Origin of the sequence: Austwickia chelonae NBRC 105200 (genome assembly GCF_000298175.1) — a bacterium.
Taxonomy (GTDB): domain Bacteria; phylum Actinomycetota; class Actinomycetes; order Actinomycetales; family Dermatophilaceae; genus Austwickia; species Austwickia chelonae.
In genome coordinates, this window is the sequence record NZ_BAGZ01000004.1 from 70,337 (window position 1) to 95,023 (window position 24,687).

General features: G+C 69.2%; 18 protein-coding genes. 7 read left to right on the top strand and 11 right to left on the bottom strand.

All coding sequences use genetic code 11. The features are described from left to right. Window positions 1-19 precede the first annotated feature (19 nt). The 8 genes from AUCHE_RS02915 to AUCHE_RS02955 form a co-directional block, all read right to left on the bottom strand. Window positions 20-1,789 carry an ABC transporter ATP-binding protein gene (locus tag AUCHE_RS02915; protein WP_006501775.1) on the bottom strand — a complete coding sequence of 590 codons (1,770 nt, stop codon included), beginning with the start codon at window positions 1,787-1,789 and terminating at the stop codon, window positions 20-22. Continuing rightward, complete coding sequence (locus AUCHE_RS02920) at window positions 1,786-3,636, bottom strand: ABC transporter ATP-binding protein (protein WP_143115136.1); 1,851 nt, start codon at window positions 3,634-3,636, stop codon at window positions 1,786-1,788. Before AUCHE_RS02920 ends, AUCHE_RS02915 begins: the two co-directional genes overlap by 4 nt. An 84-nt stretch (window positions 3,637-3,720) precedes the next feature. Next, window positions 3,721-4,365, bottom strand: coding sequence for a type II secretion system F family protein (locus AUCHE_RS02925; protein ID WP_006501777.1), 645 nt, complete (start codon window positions 4,363-4,365; stop codon window positions 3,721-3,723). Further along, on the bottom strand, window positions 4,362-5,084 hold the full coding sequence (locus tag AUCHE_RS15455) for a type II secretion system F family protein (protein ID WP_006501778.1): 723 nt from the start codon (window positions 5,082-5,084) through the stop codon (window positions 4,362-4,364). Before AUCHE_RS15455 ends, AUCHE_RS02925 begins: the two co-directional genes overlap by 4 nt. Further along, a complete protein-coding gene (locus tag AUCHE_RS02940; RefSeq protein ID WP_006501779.1) occupies window positions 5,081-6,253 on the bottom strand; it encodes a TadA family conjugal transfer-associated ATPase in 1,173 nt (390 codons plus the stop codon). The genes AUCHE_RS15455 and AUCHE_RS02940 overlap by 4 nt, the downstream gene beginning before the upstream one ends. Then, window positions 6,250-7,029: a hypothetical protein gene (locus tag AUCHE_RS15460; RefSeq protein WP_052024784.1), complete on the bottom strand. Its 780-nt coding sequence runs from the start codon at window positions 7,027-7,029 to the stop codon at window positions 6,250-6,252. The genes AUCHE_RS02940 and AUCHE_RS15460 overlap by 4 nt, the downstream gene beginning before the upstream one ends. Window positions 7,030-7,145: 116 nt before the next feature. After that, a complete protein-coding gene (locus tag AUCHE_RS02950; protein WP_006501781.1) occupies window positions 7,146-8,384 on the bottom strand; it encodes an alpha-amylase family protein in 1,239 nt (412 codons plus the stop codon). Between the two features lie 646 nt (window positions 8,385-9,030). After that, window positions 9,031-9,882 carry a Fic family protein gene (locus AUCHE_RS02955; RefSeq protein ID WP_006501782.1) on the bottom strand — a complete coding sequence of 284 codons (852 nt, stop codon included), beginning with the start codon at window positions 9,880-9,882 and terminating at the stop codon, window positions 9,031-9,033. Window positions 9,883-9,905: 23 nt separating this feature from the next. On the opposite strand from AUCHE_RS02955, the gene AUCHE_RS02960 reads away from it, so the two are divergent. The 6 genes from AUCHE_RS02960 to acs all read left to right on the top strand — a co-directional run bounded on the left by AUCHE_RS02960 (window position 9,906) and on the right by acs (window position 17,479). Then, entirely contained in the window at window positions 9,906-11,129 is a 1,224-nt protein-coding gene (locus AUCHE_RS02960) for a histidine kinase (RefSeq protein WP_006501783.1), read from the top strand. 25 nt (window positions 11,130-11,154) lie between these two features. Continuing rightward, a complete protein-coding gene (locus AUCHE_RS02965; RefSeq protein WP_006501784.1) occupies window positions 11,155-11,928 on the top strand; it encodes a LytR/AlgR family response regulator transcription factor in 774 nt (257 codons plus the stop codon). A gap of 53 nt (window positions 11,929-11,981) precedes the next feature. Next, window positions 11,982-12,347 (top strand): hypothetical protein, encoded by a 366-nt coding sequence (locus AUCHE_RS02970; RefSeq protein ID WP_217994340.1) that lies wholly within the window; start codon window positions 11,982-11,984, stop codon window positions 12,345-12,347. Continuing rightward, window positions 12,344-13,882, top strand: coding sequence for a sodium/solute symporter (locus AUCHE_RS02975; RefSeq protein ID WP_006501786.1), 1,539 nt, complete (start codon window positions 12,344-12,346; stop codon window positions 13,880-13,882). The genes AUCHE_RS02970 and AUCHE_RS02975 overlap by 4 nt, the downstream gene beginning before the upstream one ends. Window positions 13,883-14,445: 563 nt before the next feature. After that, window positions 14,446-15,363, top strand: coding sequence for a hypothetical protein (locus AUCHE_RS02980; protein ID WP_006501787.1), 918 nt, complete (start codon window positions 14,446-14,448; stop codon window positions 15,361-15,363). Between the two features lie 157 nt (window positions 15,364-15,520). Continuing rightward, complete coding sequence (gene acs, locus AUCHE_RS02985; protein ID WP_006501788.1) at window positions 15,521-17,479, top strand: acetate--CoA ligase; 1,959 nt, start codon at window positions 15,521-15,523, stop codon at window positions 17,477-17,479. A 45-nt stretch (window positions 17,480-17,524) separates the two neighbouring features. Here acs and AUCHE_RS02990 read toward each other — a convergent pair whose 3' ends face one another. After that, window positions 17,525-19,018: a purine-cytosine permease family protein gene (locus AUCHE_RS02990; RefSeq protein WP_006501789.1), complete on the bottom strand. Its 1,494-nt coding sequence runs from the start codon at window positions 19,016-19,018 to the stop codon at window positions 17,525-17,527. A gap of 55 nt (window positions 19,019-19,073) precedes the next feature. Here AUCHE_RS02990 and AUCHE_RS02995 point away from each other — a divergent pair, with 55 nt between their 5' ends. Continuing rightward, window positions 19,074-20,204 carry an NADP-dependent oxidoreductase gene (locus AUCHE_RS02995; RefSeq protein WP_245706850.1) on the top strand — a complete coding sequence of 377 codons (1,131 nt, stop codon included), beginning with the start codon at window positions 19,074-19,076 and terminating at the stop codon, window positions 20,202-20,204. Between the two features lie 97 nt (window positions 20,205-20,301). Here AUCHE_RS02995 and AUCHE_RS03000 read toward each other — a convergent pair whose 3' ends face one another. Further along, complete coding sequence (locus AUCHE_RS03000) at window positions 20,302-22,041, bottom strand: hypothetical protein (RefSeq protein ID WP_006501791.1); 1,740 nt, start codon at window positions 22,039-22,041, stop codon at window positions 20,302-20,304. Window positions 22,042-22,127: 86 nt separating this feature from the next. Beyond that, window positions 22,128-24,476 (bottom strand): 6-phosphofructokinase, encoded by a 2,349-nt coding sequence (locus tag AUCHE_RS03005; RefSeq protein WP_006501792.1) that lies wholly within the window; start codon window positions 24,474-24,476, stop codon window positions 22,128-22,130. Window positions 24,477-24,687 lie beyond the last annotated feature (211 nt).

Here is a 24,687-nt window from a genome sequence, read left to right on the forward strand (position 1 = left end):
AGTGGGCCGCGCCGGGGGTTCAGACCAGACGCCAGCCCACGGCACGGGTTCGTTCCTGCCAGAAGTCCCGGTACGGGCCGGGGGCGTCCACCAGTTCGGTGTGCGTGCCTTGTTGGGCGATGCGGCCCTCGGCGGTGAGCACGACGATGCGGTCTGCACGGCGGACGGTGTCGAGTCTGTGCGCGATGACCAGCAGGGTCGAACGGCAGCGCAGGTCCTCGATGGCGCGGACCACGTTGTCCTCGTTCTCGGGGTCGAGGGCCGAGGTGGCTTCGTCGAAAAGGACGATCGGGGCGTCCTTGAGCAGGGCGCGGGCGATGGACACGCGTTGCCGTTCGCCGCCGGAGAGCGCCCGACCGCCTTCACCGACCTGGGTGTGCCATCCGTCGGGGAGCCTGCGGACGATCTCGGTCACACCGGCGAGGTCGGCGGCCCGGTCGATCTCGGCGTCGGTGGCGTTCTCACGTCCGACGGCGATATTGGCGCGCAGGGTGTCGTCGAAGAGGTAGACGTCCTGGAAGACCAGGGACAACCGGGACATCAGGTCGGGGGTGGTGAGCTCACGGATGTCGGCGCCGTCGACGCGGACGGTTCCGCTGTCGACGTCGTGGAAGCGCCCGATCAGTCGGGTCACCGTGCTCTTCCCGCAACCGGAGGGTCCGACGAGGGCCGTCATGGTGCGGGCCGGGATCGTCAGGCTCAGGTCTTTCAGGACGGGCCGTTCCGGGAGGTAGCCGAAGGTCACCCGGTCCAGCTCGATGCTGCCGGGGGTGGGGGTCGGCGCCGAGGTGTCGGGTTCGGGCAGGGGTGAGGCGTCGAGGATGTGATCGATGTGGCACAGGGTGTCGCGTTGGACTTCGGTACCGATGATCTGCCCGCTGAGGCTTTCCAGATTGCCGGTGAACTTCAGGCAGATCCCGATGATGGCTACGGCGGTGATCGGGTCCAGGGCCCCGTCGGCGGAGAGGATCCCGCTCAGGACGATCAGGCTCACGATGATGCCTTGGGTCATGCCGCCGAGGAGGAGGTTCGCGAGGACGGACCACCACAGGTGGCGGACGGCCGCGGTCGCATTGGCCTGTTGGGCGGCGATCAGGGGCGCGTGGTCGGCGGAGCGGCCGGCCGCACGCAGAGCCCCCTGGCAACGTGCGAATTCAACGATCCGGTCGGCGAGTTCGACCTCGGTGGGGTCGAGGATCCGTTGACCCCGGTTGGAGCAGCGCCGGGCGACGGCCCCGATGAGCAGATAGACGGGCACCGACGTCGTGAGTGCTGCGCCGAGCAGCGGGTGCCAGGCCCAGGCGCCGATCAGCAGCACGGCGGAGACGGTCACGTCGATGGCGAGGACGGGGACGATGTGGGCCAAGGTCCCGGCGAGCATCATCATGCCTTCGGTGACCAGTCGAGAGGCATGGGCGGCGAAGGTGGAGGGGAACCAGCCCAACGGCAGGGTGGCGATCTGGGCGCCGAGTCCGTGGTGGACGGCACGCATGGCGTCGACGGCGCCGTGGTAGCTGTTCATCGCCAGGGCGTATCGGGCGACGAAGCTGACGACGGCGAGCCCGGCGAGGACGGTCAACCAGTGCTCGAGGCCCAACCCCCAGGAGGTGTCGCCGGTGGCCAGGGTGGTGGCGGCGGGCATCAGGGCCACCATCGCGGCGCCTTCGACGAGCCCGACCAGGAGGCAGAGCTGCAGGGCTCGCCGCATCCGGGTGCTGCCCTGCCAGGAGGTGACGCGCCGGTAGCCGGCGTAGAGGGTGCGGACAGTGGTCGGTGCGGCATCGCTCATGCCGGGTCTCCTGAGGTCGACGCCGGTTTCTTCCCCCACAGCGCGGCGTAGTGTTCCTGGCCGTCGAGATCGGTGTGGTTTCCTTCGGCGATGATCCGTCCCCGGTCGAGGACGACGATACGGTCTGCTCCGACGATGCTGTGCGGCCGATGGGCGATGACCAGCACGGTGCGTCCGACGACCAGGGCGTCCAGTGCCTGTTGGATCCGGGTGGTCGATTCGGGGTCGGTCAGCGCGGTGGCTTCGTCGAGGATCAGGACGGGGGCGTCGGCCAGGAGTGCTCGTGCGATGGCGATGCGTTGGCGTTGCCCGCCGGACAGGTCGGTGTATCCGCCCAGGACGGTGTCATAGCCGTCGGGCAGTGCGGTGATCTCCTCGTGGATGCAGGCGGCGACGGCGGCGGCTCTGACCTGTTCGTCGGTGGCTTCCGGGCGGGCGAGCGCGATGTTCTCCCGGACGGTGAGTCGGAGCAGTTGGGGGTCCTGCAGGACGAAGGCGACCTGACGGTAGAGCTGGGTGCTGCCGATCTCTCGCAGGTCGACACCGCCGAGTCGGATCGTGCCTTCGTCGGGGTCGGCGAAGCGGGCCACCAGGGTCGCCAGGGTGGATTTCCCCGACCCGGAGGGGCCGATGAGTGCGGTGACCGTGCCGGGTTCCAGGGTCAGGGTGACGTCGTCGACGGCGAGGGTCCGACCGTAGGAGTAGCTGACGTGGTCGATCTCGACCCGGTGGCCTTGCAGTGTCACCGGTTGTCCGGGTTCGGGCAGGGTCGGTTCCTGGGTGGCTTCGATGATCCGCAGGGCGGCGGCACCTGCCCGTTGGTGGTTCCACTGTCCGACGGCGAGGGTCTCGATGGAGGCCGGGAGGACGAGGGCGATGAGGGTGGTGGCCAGGACGTCTGCGACCCCGACCTGGCCGGCGTGGATCAGCAGGGATCCGACGCCGAGGTTGATCAGTAGCAGCAGGCCTGGCGCCACGGTGGATGTGCCGATCGCTCCGGCTCTCATCAACGGTCCGCACCAGGCGAGGTAGAAGTCGTGGAAGTCCTCGGCGGCGGTGGTGTACTGCTCGTGGGCGCGGCGGGTGTGTCCGAAGGTCTTGACGACGAGGAGTCCGGAGACGAATTCGATCATCCGGGCGGAGACGTCCGCCAGTCGTCGTTCCATCTCCGCGGTTTTGGCTCCCATGTCCTTGGTCTGGACGGCCATGAGGATCAGGTAGGCCGGGAAGGTCGCGATGCTCGTGAGTCCGAGCCGCCAGTCCACGACGAAGGCGTAGATCAGCAGGGCGGCGGGGGTGACGATGGCGGCGGTGGTCTCGACGGGGGCGTGGGCGACGAGGTTGTGCAGGGCGAGGGTGTCGTCCTGGACGGCTTTGCGGATGCGCCCGGAGGCGGTGGAGGTGAAGTGTGACAGCGGCATCGTTCCCAGGCAGTTCAGGATCCGGGAACGCAGGTGGTGGCGCAGGCGCAGGTCGGCGAGGTGCATCACGGTGAGGGCGAGGAAGTGCAGGCCCAGTCGTGCGGTGAAGGTGCCGGCCAGGACGAGGACGACGGTGGTGACCTGTTCTCTGTCGGGGCGTGCACCGTGGGAGTGTGCGGTGAGGAGGATCTCGCCGAGGTGGACCAGGGCGATGTAGGGGGCGACGGCCAGCACTGCGGACAGTGCGGCGAGCATTTTGGCGAGGGTGATCGTCGTGGCGACGGGGCGGAGGAGGTCCCGCAGCGCGGCTTGTCCGCGTTCGTTCTGCCCGGCGTGTCGGTGTGTGATGTCGGTGCGGGTCGTCGCGGTGGGCTCGTCCTGGAGGAGCGCGGTGGGCATCGGGGGTCCTGGGGTCTGGTGGGCCATGGGTCACCACCACCTTTGTTAGGCAACCCTAAGTCAATCCAGATGGTAATTCAGAATTAACGATCCAACAAGGGGCTCCCCCGATCAGGGCTGGGACAACCGCGCCGCCAACGCCAGGACCACCGGAACCACCGAGGTCAACACGAAAGCCGGCAGGAAACACAGACCCAACGGGAGGACGATCCTCACCCGAAGACGAGCCGTGGCCACCTCCAACCGATGGGTCCGCCCCACCCGCAGATCCGCAGCCGCCTGCCGGAGCGGACCCGACGGCGGGACACCCGCCGCCTCCGCCAGATGCAGGGCGCGCACCAACGGCGCCCACCGCTCCCCCGGGAAAGCCCAGACCTGCTCTTCCGGCAGACCCCAACGCCGACCGGCGACCACGGCCGCCAGCGCGCCCCGCACCTGCGGCGGAGCATCCCGGGCCACGGCCTCCAGGGCGTCACCGACCCCCGCCCCCGCCGACAGGGCCAGAGCGACCAGCTCACAGGTGGTGGCGACATCCTCCGAAGAAGGAGCTGACGACACCGAGGACGCCCGCCGCCACCGACGCGCCCGCCCCACCCCGGACCCGCCGGTCCGGTCGTCATGACCCGGATCCCCGTCGGGATCCTCACCGACTCCTCGTCCGGCACGTCCCGGACGGGTCGATTCCGGCCCCGCCGTCGGCCAACTCAGCAGAGCCCCGACGATCAGCAGGGCACACAGCACCGGATACCAGTTCATCGAAGTCCTCCTTCGTCGGCGACCGCCCCCACGAGCCGGTTCATCCACTGACGGCCGAGCACCAGCAGCACACCCCCGACAGCCACCGCGACGAGCGCCGGCGCCGACCGATAGAGCTGCCCCGGCGGAATCCCCACGGCGAGCGCGAACAGCGGCCCGGTCAACGGAAGGGCGATCAGGACGCGCACGGTGGTGCGGGCTTCGGTGACGGCGGTCTCCACCTGGCGGCGGGCGGCGCGGCGGGCGCGGAGGAGTTCGGCGACGGTCCGGGTGGTCCGGGCCAGCGGGGTGCCCAGCTGGTCGGCCAGGGCCCACGAGCGGGCCAGCAGGTCGGCGCCTTCGACGGTGCAGCCTTCGCCGGTGCGGCTGTCGAGCAGTTCACCCGGTGCTACGCCGTGCGCGGCGTGGGCGGCGACATCGGCGAAGAGTTCCTGCACGGTGGGTTCGGTGGCCGACCGTCCGGCCTCGGCCAGGGCCCAGGCCGGGGGCAGTCCGGCTTCGAGTGCCGGGGCGAGGGCGTCGATGACGGCCAGGAGCGATTCCTCCTGGCGGTCGCGGCGGCGACGGGTGGCCGGTGGCCGGGGTAGGCGGAGCCGCCGGCGCGGGCCGGCGGTGGGTGAGGAGCGGCGGACGCGTCCGGGGCCTTCGACGGTCGTGGGCCGGCGGGTCGGCCAGAGGAGGACGGCGGCGCAGATCAGGGCCGGCAGGGCGAGGTTCATGGCGTGTCGGCGGTTCCGGGCGCGGGGGATCCCGGCCGTCCGATCCGTTCGGCGAGCAGTGGCCAGCCCGGGCCGGGGAGTTCGCTGTCGGCGTGGAGTGCCGGGGTGACCTGCAGGTCGCTGCCCCGCCCGGTGAGGACGGCGATCGAGTCGAGTCGGCGGCCGGTGGCGGTGCGGCGCAGGTGCAGGGCGACTTCGACGGCGCTGGAGAGTTGGGCGCGGGTGGCTTCCGGGGTCATTCCGGCGAGGGCGCCGAGTGCTTCGAAGCGGGCGATGACGTCGCCGGCCCGGTTGGCGTGCAGGGTGCCTGCGCCGCCTTCGTGGCCGGTGTTCAGGGCGGTGAGCAGTTCGCGGACCTCGCCGCCGCGGACTTCACCGACGACGAGCCGGTCGGGGCGCATCCGTAACGATTGGCGGACCAGTGCCACGAGGTCGACGCCGCCGCGGCCCTCGACATTGGGAGCGCGGGCTTCGAGGCGCACGGTGTGAGGGTGGTCGACGGCGAGTTCACGGACGTCTTCGACGACGACGATGCGCTCGTCGGCGGGGACGGCGCCCAGGAGCGCGGCCAGCAGGGTGGTCTTGCCGCTGCCGGTGCCGCCGGTGACGACATAGGACAGTCGGTGGGTGACCACGGCGTGCAGGATCCCGGCCCAGGACGGGGGGATGCTCCCCCAGGTGACGAGGTCTTCCAGGGTGGGGGCGTGTCGGCGGGGGATGCGCAGGCTGATGTGGGCGGAGCCGTCGACGAGGGGTGGGAGGAGGGCGTGGAGTCGGATCCCGCCGGGGAGGCAGCCGTCGACATAGGGGCTGGCGTCGTCGAGGCGGCGTCCGGCTTGTCCGGCGAGGCGGACGGCGAGGCGGCGTAGCGCGGTGTCGTCGCCGAGGTCGCAGGGGATGCGGCGGAGGCCGTCGCCGTCGTCGATCCAGACGCCGCGGGTGCCGTTGACGAGGATGTCGGTGAGTCCGGGGAGGTCGAGCAGTGGTTGGAGGGGGCCGAGGCCGAGTGCTTGGGCGGTGAGTCGACGGCGGGCGTCCTGGAGTCCTTCGTCGCCGAGGAGGGGGGCGTGGGCGCTCAGGACGTGGTCGACGCCGTCGTGGGTGGGATGCCGTCCGTCGCGGGCGAGGGCGTGGATGCGGTCGTGGTAGAGGTGGTCGGGGTGGTTCATGCGGCGCGGGCCTGGTCGTGGAGGCGGTCGAGGATACGGTCGGCTGCGCGGGTGAGTCGGCTGCGGCGGCTTCCTGGGGTGATGCCGCGTCCCAGCGCATTGTCCAGGCCCGGGTCGTCGATGATCCCGGTGATGAGGGGCAGGTCGAGGTGGGTGGCGATCTCTTCGGGGAGGTCTGCGCGGCCGCGGGGTGCGCGTTGGGCCAGCCAGGTCCGGGTGGGGTCGTCGGTGGCGAGTCCGCGTTCGAGGGTGTCGGCGGCGTGGGCTGCGCGGGCGAGCGCGGGCACGGAGCAGCCGACGAGCAGGATGATGTCGTCGCAGAGTGCGGTGGCCTGTGGCGCGGGGTGGCCGACGACCCCCAGGTCGAGGACGAGGAGGTCGAGGTCTGTCCGGAGCGCGGTGAGGGTGGCGGCGATCGTCTCGGGGGCGATGTCGTGGGGGTCGCCGCCGGAGGAGAGCAGGAGGACGCCTTCGTCGGAGCGGGGCAGGAGCCGGGCGAGGGCGTCGCCGTCGAGTCGTCCGCGGGCGTGGACGAGGTCGGGCCAGCGGATGCCGGGGCGTCGTTCGCGGTCGAAGAGGACGTCGATGCCGCCTCGGTGGGGGTCGGCGTCGAGGCAGGCCACCCGGTGGTCCGTGGCGGCCCGGGTGGCGAGGGCTGCGGCCAGGCAGGAGGTGCCGATGCCGCCGGAGGCTCCGGCGATGCCGACGACCTGGGCTCGGCGCGGGGGGTGGCCGAGCCCGAGGTCGTGTGCCCAGGTGGGGGTGTTCGCGTCCATGGTTCCCACGGTGGCGGTCCGTGGCCGGTTCCGGGCGGTGGCGTGCGGCGGACTGTGGACGGTCGTCCGCCGTGGGGACGGTTGTGGACCGGGGCGGGCGGGGGGGTGCGTCGGGGTCAGTGCATGATGCGCAGCGGTGGTTCCCCATCGACGGTGACGGTGGCTCGCGGGTTCTCCTCCAGGGTGAGGTCGACGCGGAGCCGCTGCCCGTCCGTCCCGAGGGATTCGTAGGAGTACGAACGGTTCTCCAGGTGGATGCTGCGGGTCTTGGCGGTGGTGAGCCAGGGGTGGCGTCGCCGTAGTCCGATGAGGTCCTGGTGGAGTCGGAGCATCCATTCCCCGAGGGTGGACAGGTCGGCGGGGTTCTGCGGGTAGGGCGGGCGTATCTCGTCGTCTCCGCCGATCCGTTCGGTCTTCTCCCCGCGGAAGGCTTGTTCGTCGCCGTAGTACACGGCGGGGATCCCGCCGACGGTGAACAGGACGACTGCGGCGAGGGCGGCTTTGCTCTCTCCGACCCGGGTGGCGATCCGGGTGACGTCATGGTTGCCGACGAAGGTGTGCGGGACGAAGGTGTCGAGCAGTTCGCCGTGGCGGGTGAGGCTCCAGTCCAGTTCGTAGAAGTTCTCGTCGTGCAGGGAGCTCCAGACGGCTTTCCACAGTTCGTACTGGGTGAGGGAGTCCATGCCGGAGGTGGCGACGATCTGCGGGTAGTCGCCGTGGATGACTTCGCCCATGATCCACAGGTCGGGGTGTGTCTTCCGGACGGCGGGCAGGACCCGGGTCCAGAAGTGGGGCGGGACGGCGTAGGCGGCGTCGAGGCGCCAGGCGGTGACTCCGCGGTCGGACCAGTGGGTCATGACGTCGGTGACCAGGGTGGCGACGGCGTCCTCGGCGTGGTTGAGGCGGGCCAGGGAGCGGTGGCCTTCGAAGTCGGCGTAGCGGGGTCCGTCGGGGCCGTGGTCGATGTCGAAGTAGGGGTTGCCGTCGGGATGTTCCAGGGCTTGTCGGAAGAGCGGGTGGTCGGTGCCGACGTGGTTGAAGACGCCGTCCAGCATGAGGGCGATGCCCCGGTCGTGGCAGGCGGCGGCGAGGCGGTCGAAGTCGGCGTGGTCGCCCAGGCGGGGGTCGATGGTGAAGTGGTCGACGGTGTCGTACCCGTGGCTGGTGGCGGAGAAGATCGGCCCGAGAGCCAGTCCGTTGGCGCCCAGTTCGATCAGGTAGTCGAGCCAGGGAGTGATCCGGTCCAACCGTGATCGTCTTTCCTGCTCTTTTTCTGTCGGGCGGATGGGTGCATCGCAGAAACCGAGCGGATATATCTGCCACCAGATGGCATGGTCGGCCCAAGAAGAAGTCATTCCGGTCCTTGTCGATCGATGGCACTCACCGGGACGCCGGCGAGTCTACCCAGCGCTGTAGGGAACTCATCCGGCGTGAAGACCAGGGGAAAAACCCGGCTCGCTGCCGTGGAGAAGAAAAGCCCCGAAAAACGGGGCAGCCCCCGTTGGGGGGACAACGGGGGCTGCCAACGCGCCTAACTCCGGGGGGGAGGAGTCGGTGCGCCACGCTCAACCCGAAGGGAGCGCTGGGGAACAGTCTGCCTCGTCCAAGGGCTTGTGGCAAACCCGTTAAGCCTCGTCTTGCGATAACTCAGGGAGGTGATTTGAACGAACGACCACGACCAGGAATGACGCAAGAACATCTCACTTCGGCAACATCGTTCCCGCCGAGAGTTCTCCCCGCTTCCGCACTCCGCCCGACATGACGGTGGCACCTCGAATTCGAGGTGCCACCGAGGCGTGGAACGCCCGGGTTAACAAGCGTGCACCATCACCCCGACCAGGACGTACGTCCGAACGGAGATCCGTCCATCAGTGGACTGCCCGCGAGTGGGTACCCGTTTGCCCCACGTCGGGCGAAGCCCTTCGGGCATCGCCGTCACTTCCAGGTCTACCCCCCACCACATGAACAGACCAGAGCATCCGGGCGTTGCCAAGATCACACTTAAGATGAAACGGATTTATTCAACTTTCCCACCCGTACTTCGTCGGCGATTCGAACCCCTTCGGCCACAGCAACCGACATCGAATTGCTCCAATGAGCGAGCCACACTTCGAGCCCTTCCCGCGTCCCGGTGGCATAAGCGGCCGCAGCCCCCAGGTAAGCGGCATGACCGCCGTGCCCCTGCCCCAGCTCACACACCGCCACCCCCGTCGGATCCAATCCGCTCTCCTGCAGGTAAGCCCGCTCCAGAGCCCGCGCCACCAGACCGTTCCCCCTGACGAACGGACGAAGATGCAGGATCTCGGCGTGGATCAACGCCCCCGCCACGAAGGCCGGCGCCCCGGCCGCCGTCAACAACTCCCCGACCTGGTGCAAACGCACCGACAACTCCTCCGCCGCCGGCACCGGCCCCAGGTCCACCAACTCGTGGACCTCCTCCCCCGGCCGCCGCGGACGCCCCACCTGCTCCGGCGAGAGCAGACCGGCCGCCGCCGCCACGTGCAACCGGCCCAAGGCCTGCGCCGGGGAACGCCGCAGGAGCCGGGTGACGTACTCACTCTCCGCAGTGACCTGCACCGCCCCCTGCACGACCGCCGCGGACGCATCCTCACGGGTGCTCTCACCGGCCAGACCGCACCACCTCAACCGCACCGTGGCCGCGTCGATCCGGACCCCCTCCAGCTCGGCACTCGCCCAGGCGCCACGCACCCGGGACTCCGAAGCGGACTCGGGGATACGCCGACGCAGAGCCGGATGCCAACGCAACGCGGTACAGGCCTCACGGACCTCATCCATCGACGAGGCCACGGCAGGCCAACGGGCTATCAACTGCAGATCCGCCACCAAGGTCACCCCGCCAGCCTAGAGTTCTCGACGTGAGCGCAGTGTCGCCTTCGTCAGCTTTCGTCACGGTCGACGGACTCCCCGGATGGGTCCTGGTGGTGGCGATGTCGACGGCCGCCCTCCTCATCGTGATGGTGATCACGTACGTGCTGCGGCACCGCGGACGCCTCAGCTCCCCCGAGGCCCAGGCCACCTATCAGGCCCTGCACGTCGCCTCGGAAGCGGCACGACACCTCCGGGACGGGCTGACCCCGAAGGCGGCCGGACGAGCCGCCCGGAACCTGCGACCGCTGCTGCAGGTGTCCGCGGTCTCCCTGTGCGATCCCACGGACGTCCTCGCCTGGGAAGGCGCCGGGGAGCACCACCGGGACCAGGTCTTCGAACTCAGCCGGGCCGTCCTCGACAAGGGCATCACCGTCCGCTTGGGTGCGAAGGACCTGGAGTGCGCCGACCCGACCTGCCCGATCCGCAACGCGATCCTCGCCCCGGTCGTCAACGACGACCGCACCGTGGCGGTCCTCGCCTCCTATCACGACACCGTCAGCGCAGACCTGGTACGCGCCACCGAAGCGGTCGCCGACTGGATCTCCACCCAACTGGACCTGGCCGAGCTGTCCGTCGAACGCGAACGGGTCATGGAAGCCGAACTCCGGGCCCTCCGCGCCCAGATCAGTCCGCATTTCATCTACAACTCGTTGGCCGCCATCGCCAGTTTCGTCCGCACCGATCCGCCGCGGGCCCGGGAACTGCTCCTGGAATTCGCCGACTTCACCCGTTACGCACTGCGTAAATCCGGGCCGATGGCCACACTCTCCGAAGAATTGGAGAACATCCAGCGCTATCTGACCTTGGAGGAGGCCAGATTCGGCGATCGAATGGAAGTGAGCCTGATGTTGGCCCCCGAGGTGTTGGCCGTCCAGGTGCCCACATTGACGATTCAGCCCCTGGTCGAGAACGCCGTCAAACACGGCATCGAAACCTCGACCGGCGTCGGACATATCTCGATCACCGCACGCGACATGGGTGCCGATGCGGAGATCGCGATCGAGGACGACGGAGTGGGCGCCGACCCCGAGGAGATCAGGGCCATGTTGGCCGGACAACGCGGTGATCATGTGGGGTTGACCAATGTCGACGCCCGGCTACGGCAGACCTTCGGCGACGAATACGGTTTGGTCGTGGAGACCGCAATCGGCGCCGGCGCAAAGGTCTCTTTCCGAGTTCCGAAGTACGCGCGTCGAGTTCAGGACCGTTGAGCGCACCTGGCGGTACGCTCAACGCATGACTACGGAAGCCACCCGGACCGGAAAGGACGGCCTGTCGGTTCTCGTCGTCGACGACGAGATGCCGGCGCTGAATGAACTGGCGTGGCTGTTGAATCAAGACGAACGGATAGCCGACGTACGCACGGCACAAAGTGGCGCCGATGCTTTACGCGCCCTCGACGCAGCCACCGCAGACGTCGTTTTCTGCGATATCAGCATGCCCGGATTGGACGGGCTCGAACTGGCCCGCGTCCTCGGCCGTTTCGCCGAAAAACCACAAGTGGTCTTCGTCACCGCCTACGAGAAGCACGCCGTCGACGCCTTCGAGGTGTCCGCGACCGACTACCTGGTCAAACCGATCCGGGAAGAACGTCTCTCCGAAGCCGTACGCCGGGTCGTCGCCGCCCGGAGCAATGGCACCTCCTCCTCGTCCGTGCCGGCGCCCGAGGACGAGACCATCCCGGTCGAACTGGGCGGGGTCACCACCTTCGTCCAACGCAGCGACATCATCTACGTCCAGGCCCAGGGCGACTACGCCCGCCTGCACACGCGCACCACCAGCCACCTCATCCGCGTCTCCCTCACGACCCTGGAGGAACGGTGGGCCGCGGCAGGTTTCGTCCGCATCCACCGCAGCACCCTGGTCTCCCTGCCCGCCGTCACCCAGGTCCGTACCGAACGAGGACGCTGCGTCGTCGTCCTCGACGGCATCGAACTCCAGGTGAGCCGCCGGCACACCCGTGAACTGCGCGAGCGCCTGCTGCGCCTGCCCGGTCAGGAACGCCCCTGACCCCGCACTCGAGGGGTGGCCCCCGGCCGACGCACCAACTGTCCCGCGGGGATGTGTCCCGGCGGGTGCGGGTCACCTCGCCCCGCAGTCAGGCCCGTCGGCGCGCGCCGCGTCGTTCGTTGAGCAGCGAGATCGGTGAGCAGACCGACCTGGGTGAGGTCTATGTCACCTCGTTGGTGCGGGCGCAGCTGAGGCTGTCCCTGGTGGTGCTCGGTGGGGTGGTGGTCGCGGTGGGCATCCTGCCCGCGTTGCTGGCTCTCCTGCCGGGGCTCGCGCAGGTGCAGATCGGGCCGGTGCCCTTGCGTTGGGTGTTGGTCGGTGGGGTGCTCTACCCCTTCCTGCTGATGGTGGCCCGCTCGTACACCCGGGCTGCGGAGCGGGTCGAACAGGACTTCCACGATCTGGTGCGACGGCGGTGACCGGTTCGCTGTCGGTGGTGGCGGTCGTCGCGGTCTGTGTGGTGACCGTGGCGGTGGGGGGTTTCGGTCTGCGCTGGTCGCGGACCACCAGTGACTTCTATGTCGCCGGGCGGGCGGTGTCGAGTTCGTGGAATGCCGCCGCCATCGGCGGTGAGTATCTTTCCGCGGCATCTTTCCTGGGTGTGGCCGGGTTGGTCTTCCTGACCGGTCTGGACATGCTGTGGGTCCCGGTGGGGTACACGCTGGGCTTCTTGATGTTGTTGATCTTCGTGGCGGCCCCCTTGCGGCGCTCCGGGGCGTACACCCTGCCCGATTTCGCGGAGATCAGGTTGGGCAGTGCCCGGTTGCGTGCCCTGTGCACCGCGCTCGTGGTGATCACCGGTTGGGTCTATCTGTTGCCGCAGCTCCAGGGGGCGGGGCTGGCGTTACGGGCGTTGACCGGTGCCCCGGCGTGGTGCGGGGGCGCGGTGGTGTCGGTGGTGGTGGCGGCGAACGTGATGGCCGGGGGGATGCGTTCGTTGACCCTCATCCAGGCGGTGCACTACTGGGTGAAGTTGGTGGCCATCGCGGTGCCTGCGGTGGTCGTGGTGTGGCTGTGGATGCGGGGCGGTCAGCCGACCCCGCCGATGGGTTGGTCCTTCCAGGGGCGGATGCCGGGCCATCCCGATTCCACGGTGTCCTCCCTGTACCTGACGTACAGCAGTTTGTTGGCCCTATGTCTGGGGACGATGGGTCTGCCGCACATCGTGGTGCGTTTCTACACCAATCCCGACGGGCGTCAGGCGCGGCGGACGACCGTCGCGGTGATCGCGCTGTTGTCGGTCTTCTACCTGTTCCCTCCGATCTACGGGATGGTGGGGAGGATCCATCTGCCGACGTCCTCTGGGGAGTTCGTCTCCGACACGGTGGTGCTCCTGTTGCCCCAGGCGGCGGTGCCCGGCGCGGTGGGCGAGTTGTTGACGGCGGTGGTCGCCGCCGGTGCCTTCGCGGCTTTCCTGTCGACGGCGTCCGGGCTGACCCTGGCGGTGGCGGGGGTGCTCGACCAGGACGTGGTCCGTCCTCTGTTGGGGGTGCGTCATGGTGCGGAGGACGACGGGATCACGAGTTTCCGGTTGTCGACGCTCCTGGCGACGGCGATCCCCTGTCTGCTCCTGTTGGGCACCGAGGGTGCTTCCCTGGCGACCACGGTGGGTCTGGCCTTCGCGTTGACGGCGTCGACCTTCTGTCCGTTGCTGGTGTTGGGGGTGTGGTGGCGGGGTGCGACCGCGGCCGGGGTGGGTGTGGGGATGACGGTGGGTGCGGTGACCTCGTTGACGGCGGCGGTGGTGACCGTCTCGGGGGTCGGCCTGTCCGGGTGGCCGCTCCTGCTGGCCGCGCAGCCCGCGGCGTGGACGGTCCCGTCGGCCTTCGTCACGGCTGTCGTGGTGTCCTGGGTGACGAGGGCACAGGTCCCGGCGGACGTGATGCGTGTCTTCGTGCGTCTGCATGCTCCGGAGTCCTTGAACCTGGCTCGGGGGGACGACGACCGGATGTGAGGGCGGGGCCCTGCCCGAGGACGGGGCCCGTCCGGCCCTGAGAGCGGGTTCGCCTCGGGCGCAAGTGGTCCGCCGGGGTATTGTCGTCGATCCAGTGTGCTGACCCACCGACATCGAAGTTGGACGGTCGGCTATGGTCGGGGGGTGCCCTTTTTCTTCCCGCGCTCGACGGTCGTTCCGGTGTCCGGCTATTCGCCGCCGCTGATATCCGTGGGGTAGGAGAGGAAGAGGCTCGGCAGCGCGGTCGCGGCTGTGTCGGATCACTCACCGGTCTGCCCGCAGCGGCCACTGCCCGTCCGTGGCGAGATACTCGTCCGCCCGTCCGTGCGGAACGGAACGGCGGCCGATTCCCTGAACGCCACGGATGTCACGAGGAAGACCAGCAGAAAGCGCAGCGCCACCAGTGAAGTCTTCGTCCATGTCGATCGTGGATGACCGGTGCGCGCCCGGCCGACCCGACCAGGAGTCGCCCGGATGATCTCCCGACGAGATCGACAGCACCATTTTGATGACGGAGCCCGCCGACCCGGCACGACCCGGGACACCCACGCAGGAGGACCCCGATGAGCGATCCGACACGTCGCCACGACTACTTCGACTCTGATGCCGACGGGGTTGCCGATACGCCCGACCCGGAGCAGGCCCAGGACGAGTACCGTTACGCACCGATCGTGTTGATCGGTGCCGCGGTGATGCTCGTCCTGGCGATCGGGACCTCCACCTGGACCTTGCACAATGCGACCCGAGGCACCAGTTCCAGCGCGGTGGCCGCCAAGGCCGGCCACACCTCCAGCGCCTCGCCCGCCGGCGCAGGCCAGACGTCCAAGCCCGGCGGGAACACCGACGGTCGTTCCCCGGGTGCGAAACCCGAGGAGAAGTCGGCGACGGCACCGGCCGGGGAGCCCAAGCCGGCCGAGAAGGGGCAGGACGACAAGGCCGCCGACAAGGACGTCGAGAAGCCCGGCGAGGACAAGGCCGGACAGGAGACGGCCAAGGGCGCAGAACCCGGCGCCGACCGTACCCCGGCCGGGGTGGCAGCGCCATCGACGCCCAAACCGACGTCCAAGGAGACCGGCGCCCCTGCGGAGACTCCCGCTCCCGGTGAGGAAGGCACCCTGTCCGTGTTGAGCAAGCTCAGCACCTCCGATGCCGCAGGTGTCCCTGCGCAGGGTCGTCCGATGGCCTATCTGCAGATCCGTTGGGTGGGCGCCCAGGACAACTTCGTCACCCCGCCGTCCGGTTCCAAGACGTGGACCGCCGCTGACATCCTGGCCGCGCACAAGGCCCACCAGGCGACCTTCCCCAGCGCGAAGTTGATGTCCTGGACGGAGAAGGGCGGCCGCCAGGTGTGGTCGACGGTCGTCACCAACCCCGAGTGGAAGACCCGGCAGGACGCCGTGAAGTGGTGCCAGGACACGTACAGCTCCTACGGCCCGTACGAGAAGAGCACCGCGCTGCGCAGCCGCTGCTACGTTCCCTGATCATCCGGCTGGGGCGTCGATCCGGTCCGGTGACGGGCCCGTTCAACGCCCCAGCCGTCTGTTCCGTCGCCTGCCTGCGGGGTGCACCGGCGTTCATGTCCTCCCCTCCGGGAAAGATCGAGATGTCCGATGACGTACGTCTTCCCAGGAGGCTCCGGTGGCCGAAGAGACCCTGTCCCATCTTCTCCACGAGGACCGACGTTTTCCGCCCGACGAGGACGTGGCCGCCTTCGCCAACGGCCGACGTGAACTCCTCACCCAGGCCGAGAACGACCTGGAGACCTTCTGGGCCGACCGCGGCCGTGAGTACGTCACCTGGGCGAAGGATTTCGAGCAGGTCCTCGACTGGTCGCAGGCGCCGTTCGCGAAATGGTTCGTCGGCGGCGAACTGAACGCGTCGTACAACTGCGTCGACCGCCACGTGGAGGCCGGCCACGGCGACCGGGTCGCCATCCATTTCGTGGGAGAACCGGGCGACACCCGTGACATCACCTATGCCGAGCTCCAGGCCGAGGTCGCCCGGTGTGCCAACGCCTTGACCGACCTGGGGGTCGGCAAGGGCGATGTGGTGATGATCTACCTGCCGATGATCCCGGAGGCGGCCGTCACGATGCTGGCCTGCGCCCGGCTCGGGGCCCCGCACTCGGTGGTCTTCGGTGGTTTCTCCGCGGACGCCTTGCGGAGCCGCATCGCCGACGCCCAGGCGAAGGTCGTGGTCACCGCGGATGCCGGTTTCCGGCGGGGCAGACCGTCCCCCTTGAAGCCGGCGGTGGACCAGGCCGTCGCGGCGGAGGATTCACCGGTGCACAAGGTGCTGGTCGTCGACCGTTGCGGCACCCAGGTGGCCTGGGACGAGGGCCGCGACGTCTGGTGGCACGAGGCCGTGGCCGCGGCGTCCCCCGAATGCCCCCCGCGGACGGTGGACGCCGAACATCCGCTGTTCATCCTCTACACCTCCGGGACGACGGGAAAACCGAAGGGCATCCTGCACACCACCGGGGGGTACCTGGTGCAGTCGGCGTACACCCACCGGGTCGTGCACGACCTCCACCCCGAGACCGATGTGTACTGGTGCACGGCCGACATCGGCTGGGTCACCGGGCACAGTTATGTCGTCTACGGGCCGATGGCCAACGGGGCGACCCAGGTCATGTACGAGGGCACCCCCGACTCCCCGCACCAGGGACGGTGGTGGGAGATCTGCCAGCAGTACGGCGTGACCATCCTCTACACGGCGCCGACCGCGATCCGCACCTTCATGAAATGGGGTGCGGACATCCCGGCGCAGTACGACCTGAACCGGATCCGCATCCTCGGATCGGTGGGTGAACCCATCAATCCCGAGGCCTGGATGTGGTACCGGGAGCACATCGGAGGCGGGCGGGCGCCCATCGTGGACACGTGGTGGCAGACCGAGACCGGGGCGATCATGATCTCTCCCCTGCCGGGGCTCACCACCTTGTGCCCGGGGTCCGCGCAGACCGCCGTCCCGGGGATCGTCGCGGAGGTCGTCGACGACGACGCCCGCCCCGTCGGCAACGGCGAAGGCGGTTATCTGGTCATCACCGAGCCGTGGCCGGCGATGCTCCGCGGCATCTGGGGCGACCCGCAACGCTACCGGGACACCTACTGGTCCAGATGGGAACACCTCTACTTCGCCGGTGACGGCGCGAAGAAGGACGAGGACGGCAATATCTGGGTACTCGGCCGGGTCGACGACGTGATGAATGTCTCCGGCCACCGACTGTCCACCTCCGAGATCGAATCAGCACTGGTCAGCCACCCGAAGGTCGCCGAGGCCGCGGTGGTCGGAGCGAGCGACGACATGACCGGTCAGGCCGTGGTCGCTTTCGTGATCCTGCGGGGCGATGCGACGGGCGGCGACGAGGAGGCCCTGGTCGCAGAGCTGAAGGCGCATGTCGGCCAGGAGATCGGAGCGATCGCCAAACCGCGGTCGATCATGGTCGTCTCCGAACTGCCCAAGACCCGGTCGGGCAAGATCATGCGCCGTCTGCTGCGCGATGTCGCGGAGAACCGTGAGATCGGGGATGTGACCACCCTCGCCGATGCCACGGTGATGGATTTCATCAAGAACAATCTGCAGGCCAAGGCCTGAACCCGGCGGGGGCGGCAGCTGACCCGCCGCCCCCGCCGTCCCCGTTCAGGGCCGGGCGTCCTGCCCCTCGCCGACCTTCTCGACGGGGATGGCACCGTCCGGTGCGGCGTCACCGACCGGCGACTCGGCCGGGCCGAGCCCCGAACCGGCCGGGAAGATCATCGTCTCCGGGACGTCCTGGGTGCGTTTCGCCACCGGGTAGTAGACGACCGCGGTCAACACCAGACCCACGATCCAGGAGATGTCGGTGCCGCCGAGCATCTTCGTCAACGGACCGGTGTACATGGTCTGGGCGAGGAAGGGGATCTGCGCGAGCACACCGAGCAGATAGATCGCCAACGTCGGCCAGTTCCACGCACCGTACCGGCCCTTCGGGTCGTACAGGGCGGGGATGTCCACCCGTTCGCGGCTGACCAGGTAGTAGTCGACCAGGTTGATGGCGCTCCACGGGGTGAAGACCATCAACAGCACCAGGACGAAGTTCTTGAAGTTGTTGAGGAAGTCCGCGCTGGCCAACAGGGCCACCAGCACCGAAGCCACGATGAACACGCAGATCCAGACCGCCCGCCACATCGCCGGGATCACGGCCGAACGTTGGAAGGCCGACACCGTGGTCAACATCGTCATCGAACCGCCGTACGCGTTCAGGGTGTTGACGGTGAGCTTGCCGATCACGATGACCAGGTAGAGCACGATCGCGATGGCGCCCCCGCCGGAGAGATCCCCGAGGAAACCGACCTGGTTCTTCAGGAAACCCGACCCGGGCACCGAGGCGATCAGCACACCCAGGGCCATCGACCACGACGACCCCAGCACGCTGCCGGAGAAAGTCGCCCAGAAGGTCACCCGGTCCGGGGTGTCCTGCGGCAGATAACGCGAATAGTCCGCCACATAAGGGCCGTACGTGAGCTGCCAGCCGGCGCCCAAGGAGATCGCCAGCAGGAAGGTCACGATGTCGAACGAGGGCGCCGTGAAGAAGGAGGCCACGTCGTGGGAGGTGAACAGCTTGTACGCCAGCCACAGCCACCCGGCGATACCGGTGACGGTCGCCACCCGGCCCAGGGCGTGGATCCACCGGTATCCGACGATGGCCACCACCGCGGTGATCACCCCGAAGACCACGATGCCGAAGGCCGGCGAGCTGGCCCCGACCATCCGGTTGATGGCCTGCCCAGAGAGCACCGTCCCGGTGGACGCGAAACCCAGGTACATCAGGACCACCAGGACCAGAGGCACGATCGCCCCGACCACCCCGAACTGGGCCCGGCTCGAGATCATCTGCGGCAGACCCAACCTCGGCCCCTGCGCCGAATGCAGGGCCATCACCGCGCCGCCGAGCATATTCCCCAGGGTCAACCCGATGATGGCCCACAGCGCGTCGGCACCGAAGACCACGGCCAAGGCGCCGTCGACCAACGCGGTGATCTGCATATTCGCGCCGAACCACAGGGTGAACTGACTCATCGGCCGACCATGTCGTTCACCAGCGGGGATGACGTCGATGCTGCGGCGTTCCACGCCGGAGGGGGCGGCCTTCATGGGTCCTCCTGAAGGTGAACAGAGGCGACGGGCCCAACGGTCCCGGGTGACGTCCATGTCGTCGGTCACTGACGTAGTGTGCACGCTGCCGCGACGAATCGCATACGACGACCAGGAACGATCCGGCCGTTCCGATTCCTCCCGCATCGTCCGGGCGCCCCGCCGCCCGTGGACCGCCCGCACCGGGACACCCCGCGACGCCGGACGCCGCCGGCCCGGGCCGCCCTGGCAGACTGCGGACATGCGCGCCGTAGCCATCGACCGTTTCGGGTCGCCCGAAGAGATGCACATCGTCGACCTGCCCGTGGCGGACCCCGGCCCCGGAGAGGTCCGGGTCCGGGTCACCGCCGCCGGGGTGAACCCGCTGGACTACAAGATCCGGGACGGGTCCTCCGGCCTGGTGAAGGATTTCGGACCGGACGACTTCCCCCTGGTCCTCGGCCGTGAATGCTGCGGCGTCGTGGACGCCGCCGGACCGGACAGCGACCTCGCCGTCGGCACCCGCGTCTTCGGGATGGCCCCGCTACGGCATCGAGCCGGCTGCTACGCCGACTACGTCGTCCTCCCCGCCGACTGCCTGGCCCCCGCCCCCGAGGGCGTCGACGACCACCTCCTCGCCGGGACGGCCCTGGCCGGGCTGACCGCGTGGACCGCCGTCCACGACCTGGCGAAGATCACCGCCGGTGACACCGTGCTGGTGCACGGGGGCGCAGGCGGCGTCGGCCAGTTCGTCGTCCAACTGGCCGTCGAAGCCGGAGCCACCGTCTACGCCACCGCGAGCGCAGGCAAGAGCGACCTGATCGAGTCGTGGGGGGCGGTGCATGTCGACTACACCGGTGCCGACTTCACGACGGCGACCCCTCACCCGGATGTCATCGTCGACGGGGTCTACTTCGGCACGTACGGGCCGTCGATGGACCACCTCAAGGAGGGCGGAAGGTTGGTGATCCTGCCGTCGCTGGCCGACCTGGACCCGGCTCGCCGGCGTGGGATCGACGTGTCCGTGCCCGCGATCGTCCCGGATCGTTCCCGGTTGGTGGCCTTGGCCGAGCGGGTGGCCGACGGGCGGCTCACCGTCGAGGTGGGGCATGCCCTGCCGTTGGCGGAGGCTGCCGAGGCGCACCGGATCGTGGAGGACGGTCACGCGCGCGGCAAGGTGGTCCTGAGCGTCACGACCGGCGGCTGAGAGGATCTCGCCCCGGCTGGCCGTCGGGCCTCGCGTCACCCGGTGCGAGGCCCCGCGCCACCTCAGCTCGACGGCGGCGCAGGCAGAGCCGGTTCCGTCAGACGACCGGCTCGGACACCTCCGGGGTGCGGTGCGTCGCGGGCCGTTCGGCGGTGTCGCGCCACCACGCCCATCCCGCGAGACCTGCGATCACGATGAACGACCAGCCCGGTGGGATCACCCCGAATGTCGAACCCATCGCGGCCCCGTCCGCGCCGATATTCAGCTGGCCCGCAGCCGCGGCGACACCCGCTCCCGTGACCGCGAACGCCAGGACCCGGCGGGGCCGTGGCACCGCGACGATCACCCCGGCGAGCACGAGACAGGCCACCGCCCCCAGGAAGCCGAACGGGTCGACATTGCCGGGGACGGTGCGTCCGCCGAGCATGAAGGTGATCAGGCCGTGGAGAAGCGCGGTCACGGCCGCGCCCCGAAGCATCACCGTACGGGCCGTGGCACCGCCGTCCCGGACCACCTGCACGACGCGCGTGAAGCAGAGCAGGAGCACCGAGACGGTCGGTATGACCAGACCGATGACGAAGATCCCTTCTCGGTCGGTTGATGTCCCGCCGCGGGGATCGAGCACGCGAGCGGTGAGCGTGAGCACCGTCAGCGCCCCCCATTGGAGCAAACTGGCGGAGGCGTGCGTCATGACCGCACCCCAGCCCAGCGCCAGCCGCGCGCGCCAGGCGATCGCGACGATGATCAGGACCACTGCACTCGGGATGAACATGATCACGGCCATGACGGCACCGCCGCCGCCACCCATGGCCACGGCCAGGATGACCATCATGATCAGCGCCTGGGTACGGGCCAGGATCAGCACCGCGGCTGCGGTGCGCAGCAGCCGCCGCTGCAGCCGGACGTCCGACGACGGCTCGGGGGCCGTCGCGGACCCGTCATCGCCCGTGGCCGCCGTCTCCTGAACGACGCCTCCCGGGGGTGCCGGCTCGGCGGGTCCGGTCTCGCTCCCGTGCGGGGCTGCCACCGGAGAGTCCGCGGAGCGGTACACCAGCAGGATTGTCCAGGCGGCGGCCAGCAGCCCACCGATGATCGTCGGCCCCAGCTTCGAGAACGTGCCGAGCTGCTGCGCCGCCAGGACCGACCGCAGCAGCGGCAGGATCGTCGCCAGGGCGCCGAGTGCGGCGGTGATCTGCCATGGACCGCCGCGGCGGTGAATCGCCATGGCGAAGCCTGCGGGAAGGACCGCCAGGCCGTGCAGCAGAGACGGCGGCACCGCGGCATTGGACTGGGCGGCCGAGTACAGCAGGGTTTGGAGCAGAGCGTGCGCTGTCACCCAGCCCAGCCCACCCCAGGCGACCTCCCACGACCACCGCCCGGCGTCGTGGAGCAGGCCTTCCCGAAGTCTCGGGTGCAGCAGGAGTGCGAGAGCGACGACGTACAGGGCCAGGGAGACCGCATCAGGCAACACCCACCGACCGGGCGCTTTAGAGCCGCCGAAGGGCAGGAAGAGCAACCACAGGATCTGATAGGTCGCATGGGTCACGACAGCGGTGGCGAGCGCTCCCCATCCGAGGCGGGCCCATCCGGGCCGTAGCAGCAGCACCGCGGAAGCGACCGACACGGCAAGCCCGGCCAGGGCCGGCGGGAGCCACGCGCTCACCAGGTACGCCGGGTTCGCGAGGGAGCTCATCTGGACAAAGTCGGATCCGGCACGACACAGTTCCGCGAGCACCACCAAGACGGCGACGGCCCAGCTGAGACCGGTCATCGCCGGTGGCCGGGTCGACGGCTGACTCTCCCCCGCCCTCTCGTACGCATCGTTTCCGCTGCTCATGCTGCCCCCCTCTGGTGCGTCGCGCCGACGCTGGCGCCAGGACAGTGTGTCACGACAAATGTCGAGAGAGTGAAGTTTTCAGTCATTCACCCCTGGTCGGCAGGCAGGATCGGCAGGCGTTCCTCGTCGGGACTGGCGAACGGCTCGGCGACGGCGGCCACGGCAGGTTTCAGGTCGAGCCACCATTGTTCGCGGGGGCGGCGGTTCGCCCGGTCGACGTCCTCGTCGAAATGGGCCAGTGGCCGACGTTCGGTCTCCCCGACCATGTAACCCAGATAGCGGCCCTCGGCCGTCCCGGCTTCCAACTGGCCGGACAGGTCGTCGATCGCCTCCTGGACGAGCCGGGTCGCCAGGAGCCGGTCGAAGGCCGAGGGGCTGCCGCCCTGTTGAAGATGTCCGAGCACGGCCTGGCGGACGTCGAACAGGTCGGCGCCCTCCTGTTCGAACAGGCGGGCGAGGAAGTCGGTGGTGTACATCTCCGAGGCCTCCTCGTTGCGCACGGCCAGGAAGAGTCGCCGCCCGTCGCGGAAGGCATCCAACATCCGGTCGACGTCGCTCTGCAGATCGGACAGGGTGATGCCCTCCTCGTGGAGGTAGACCCGTTCGGCGCCGCCGGCCAGGCCGGACATGAGCGCCAGGTAACCGCACCGGCGCCCCATCGTCTCCACGACGAAGCAGCGCCGCGCCGCCGAGGCGGACTGTTTGATGCGGTCCATCGCCCAGACGATGTTGTTCAGTGCCGTGTCCGCGCCGATGGACAGTTCCGCGCCGGGGCAGTTGTTGTCGATGGTGGCCGGGACGCAGACGATGGGGATCGCGAAGGCCGGATAGCGTTCGCGTTCGCGGACCAGCAGTGCGGCGGCCTCGTAGGCGTCATATCCGCCGATGAGCAGCAGGGCGTCGATCTCGTGTTTTTCGATGGCCCGCCCGATGGAGTACAGGTGTTCGATGCCGGGCACGGTGCGGCGGGTTCCCAGTTCGGCGCCGCCGTCGCCGACCCATCCTTCGGCGTCTCCCCAGCTCAGCGGGCGGATATCTCCGTCGAGGAGTCCTTTGAAGGAGCCGTGCACCCCGACCATGTCGAGCCCGGCGTCGATGCCCAGGCGGACGGCGGCCCGGGCTGCGGTGTTCATGCCCGGGGCGAGCCCGCCGACGTGCATGATCGCCACCCTCTTGGCGCCGTGGTGGGCGCGGGCGGTGTCCTCGTCGGTGGGTGGGCGGCTCATGGTGGCGAAGACGTCGACCATCCGTCGGAAGCTCCCGCCGCGGGCCGCCATCGCTTTCTCGTAGTCACCGGCGGCGATGTGGTCGGCCACGGCTCTGGTCGCGGCGACCGATTCGACCAGGGGGATCCGGGCGAGCCGGTTGTGCCGCACCCCGAGCACGTGGGCGGTGGACTCGGCGGTGGCCTCGAGGACCTCGTGGACGGCGGCGTAACCCAGCAGGGTCGACATCCACCGGTCGTAGGCGCTGGGGCTTCCACCGCGTTGGACGTGTCCGAGGATGGTGACCCTGGTGTCCTCGCCGAGTCGTTCGGCCAGGATCTCCTTGACCTGTTCGGCTTTGATGGGATTCCCGTGGCGGTCCTGTGCCCCCTCGGCGACCAGCACCATCGAGTCGCGTCGGCCGGCGGCACGTCCGGCCCGGAGTTTGACGCACAGGTCGTCCTCCCATCCGTCCTCGGGCGGATTCTCCGGGATGAAGACGTAGTCGCAGCCGCCGGCGATCGCCGCCATCAACGGCAGGTATCCGCAGTGACGCCCCATCACCTCGATGACGAAGCTGCGCTGGTGGGAGGCCGCGGTGGAGGAGATCGCGTCGATGGCGTCGACGATGCGGTGCAGCGCGGAATCAGCGCCGATGGTCATGTCGGTGCCGACCATGTCGTTGTCGATGGAGCCGACCAGCCCGGCGATCATCAGGGACGGATGTGCCGCGGCGGTCTCCGGGGTGATCTCACCGCGGGCGACCAGTTCCTCGACGAGTCCGGGCCAGTTGCGGCGGAACTCGTTCGTCCCGGTGAGCGAGCCGTCGCCTCCGATGACGACCAGCCGGTCGATGCCGTGGGCGAGGAGATGGCGGGCTGCCCTGAGCTGTCCTTCCCGTTCGCGGAAGGCCTGGCAGCGGGCCGTCCCGATGAGCGTCCCCCCGCTGTTGAGGATGTTGCTGACGTCCTCCCACCCCATCGGGCGGATCCCGTCGCCGCCGTCGACCGCGCCCTGCCAGCCTTCGGTGATGGCGTAGACCTCGACGCCCAGGTGGATACCGGTCCGCACCACGGCGCGCACGGCCGCATTCATGCCCTGGGCATCTCCGCCGCTCGTCAACACGCCGATCCGGGGCGGGGCGTCCTGCGCGGCACGGTTGCCCGCCGCGATGTCCTCCCCTGGCCCGGCCGGCCCTTCCGCGGAGGCCGGTACGGTCTGCTCGGACATGCGGAACCCTCCTGGTGTGCTCACGTCGTCGTCCAGCGCGCATCCGGTGCGATGCCGTTCCGTCCATCATGCCCCGAGGGAGCCGTCCGGGGCCTGCCGACCCAGGATCGAAGCAGCTTCAAGGACCTTGGGGGATAACGAAGTAGCTACAGAGGCGGGAGAATGGTCCTCGGCTGGGTAACTTCTGATCGAAGGATCGGACCAGAAGCGC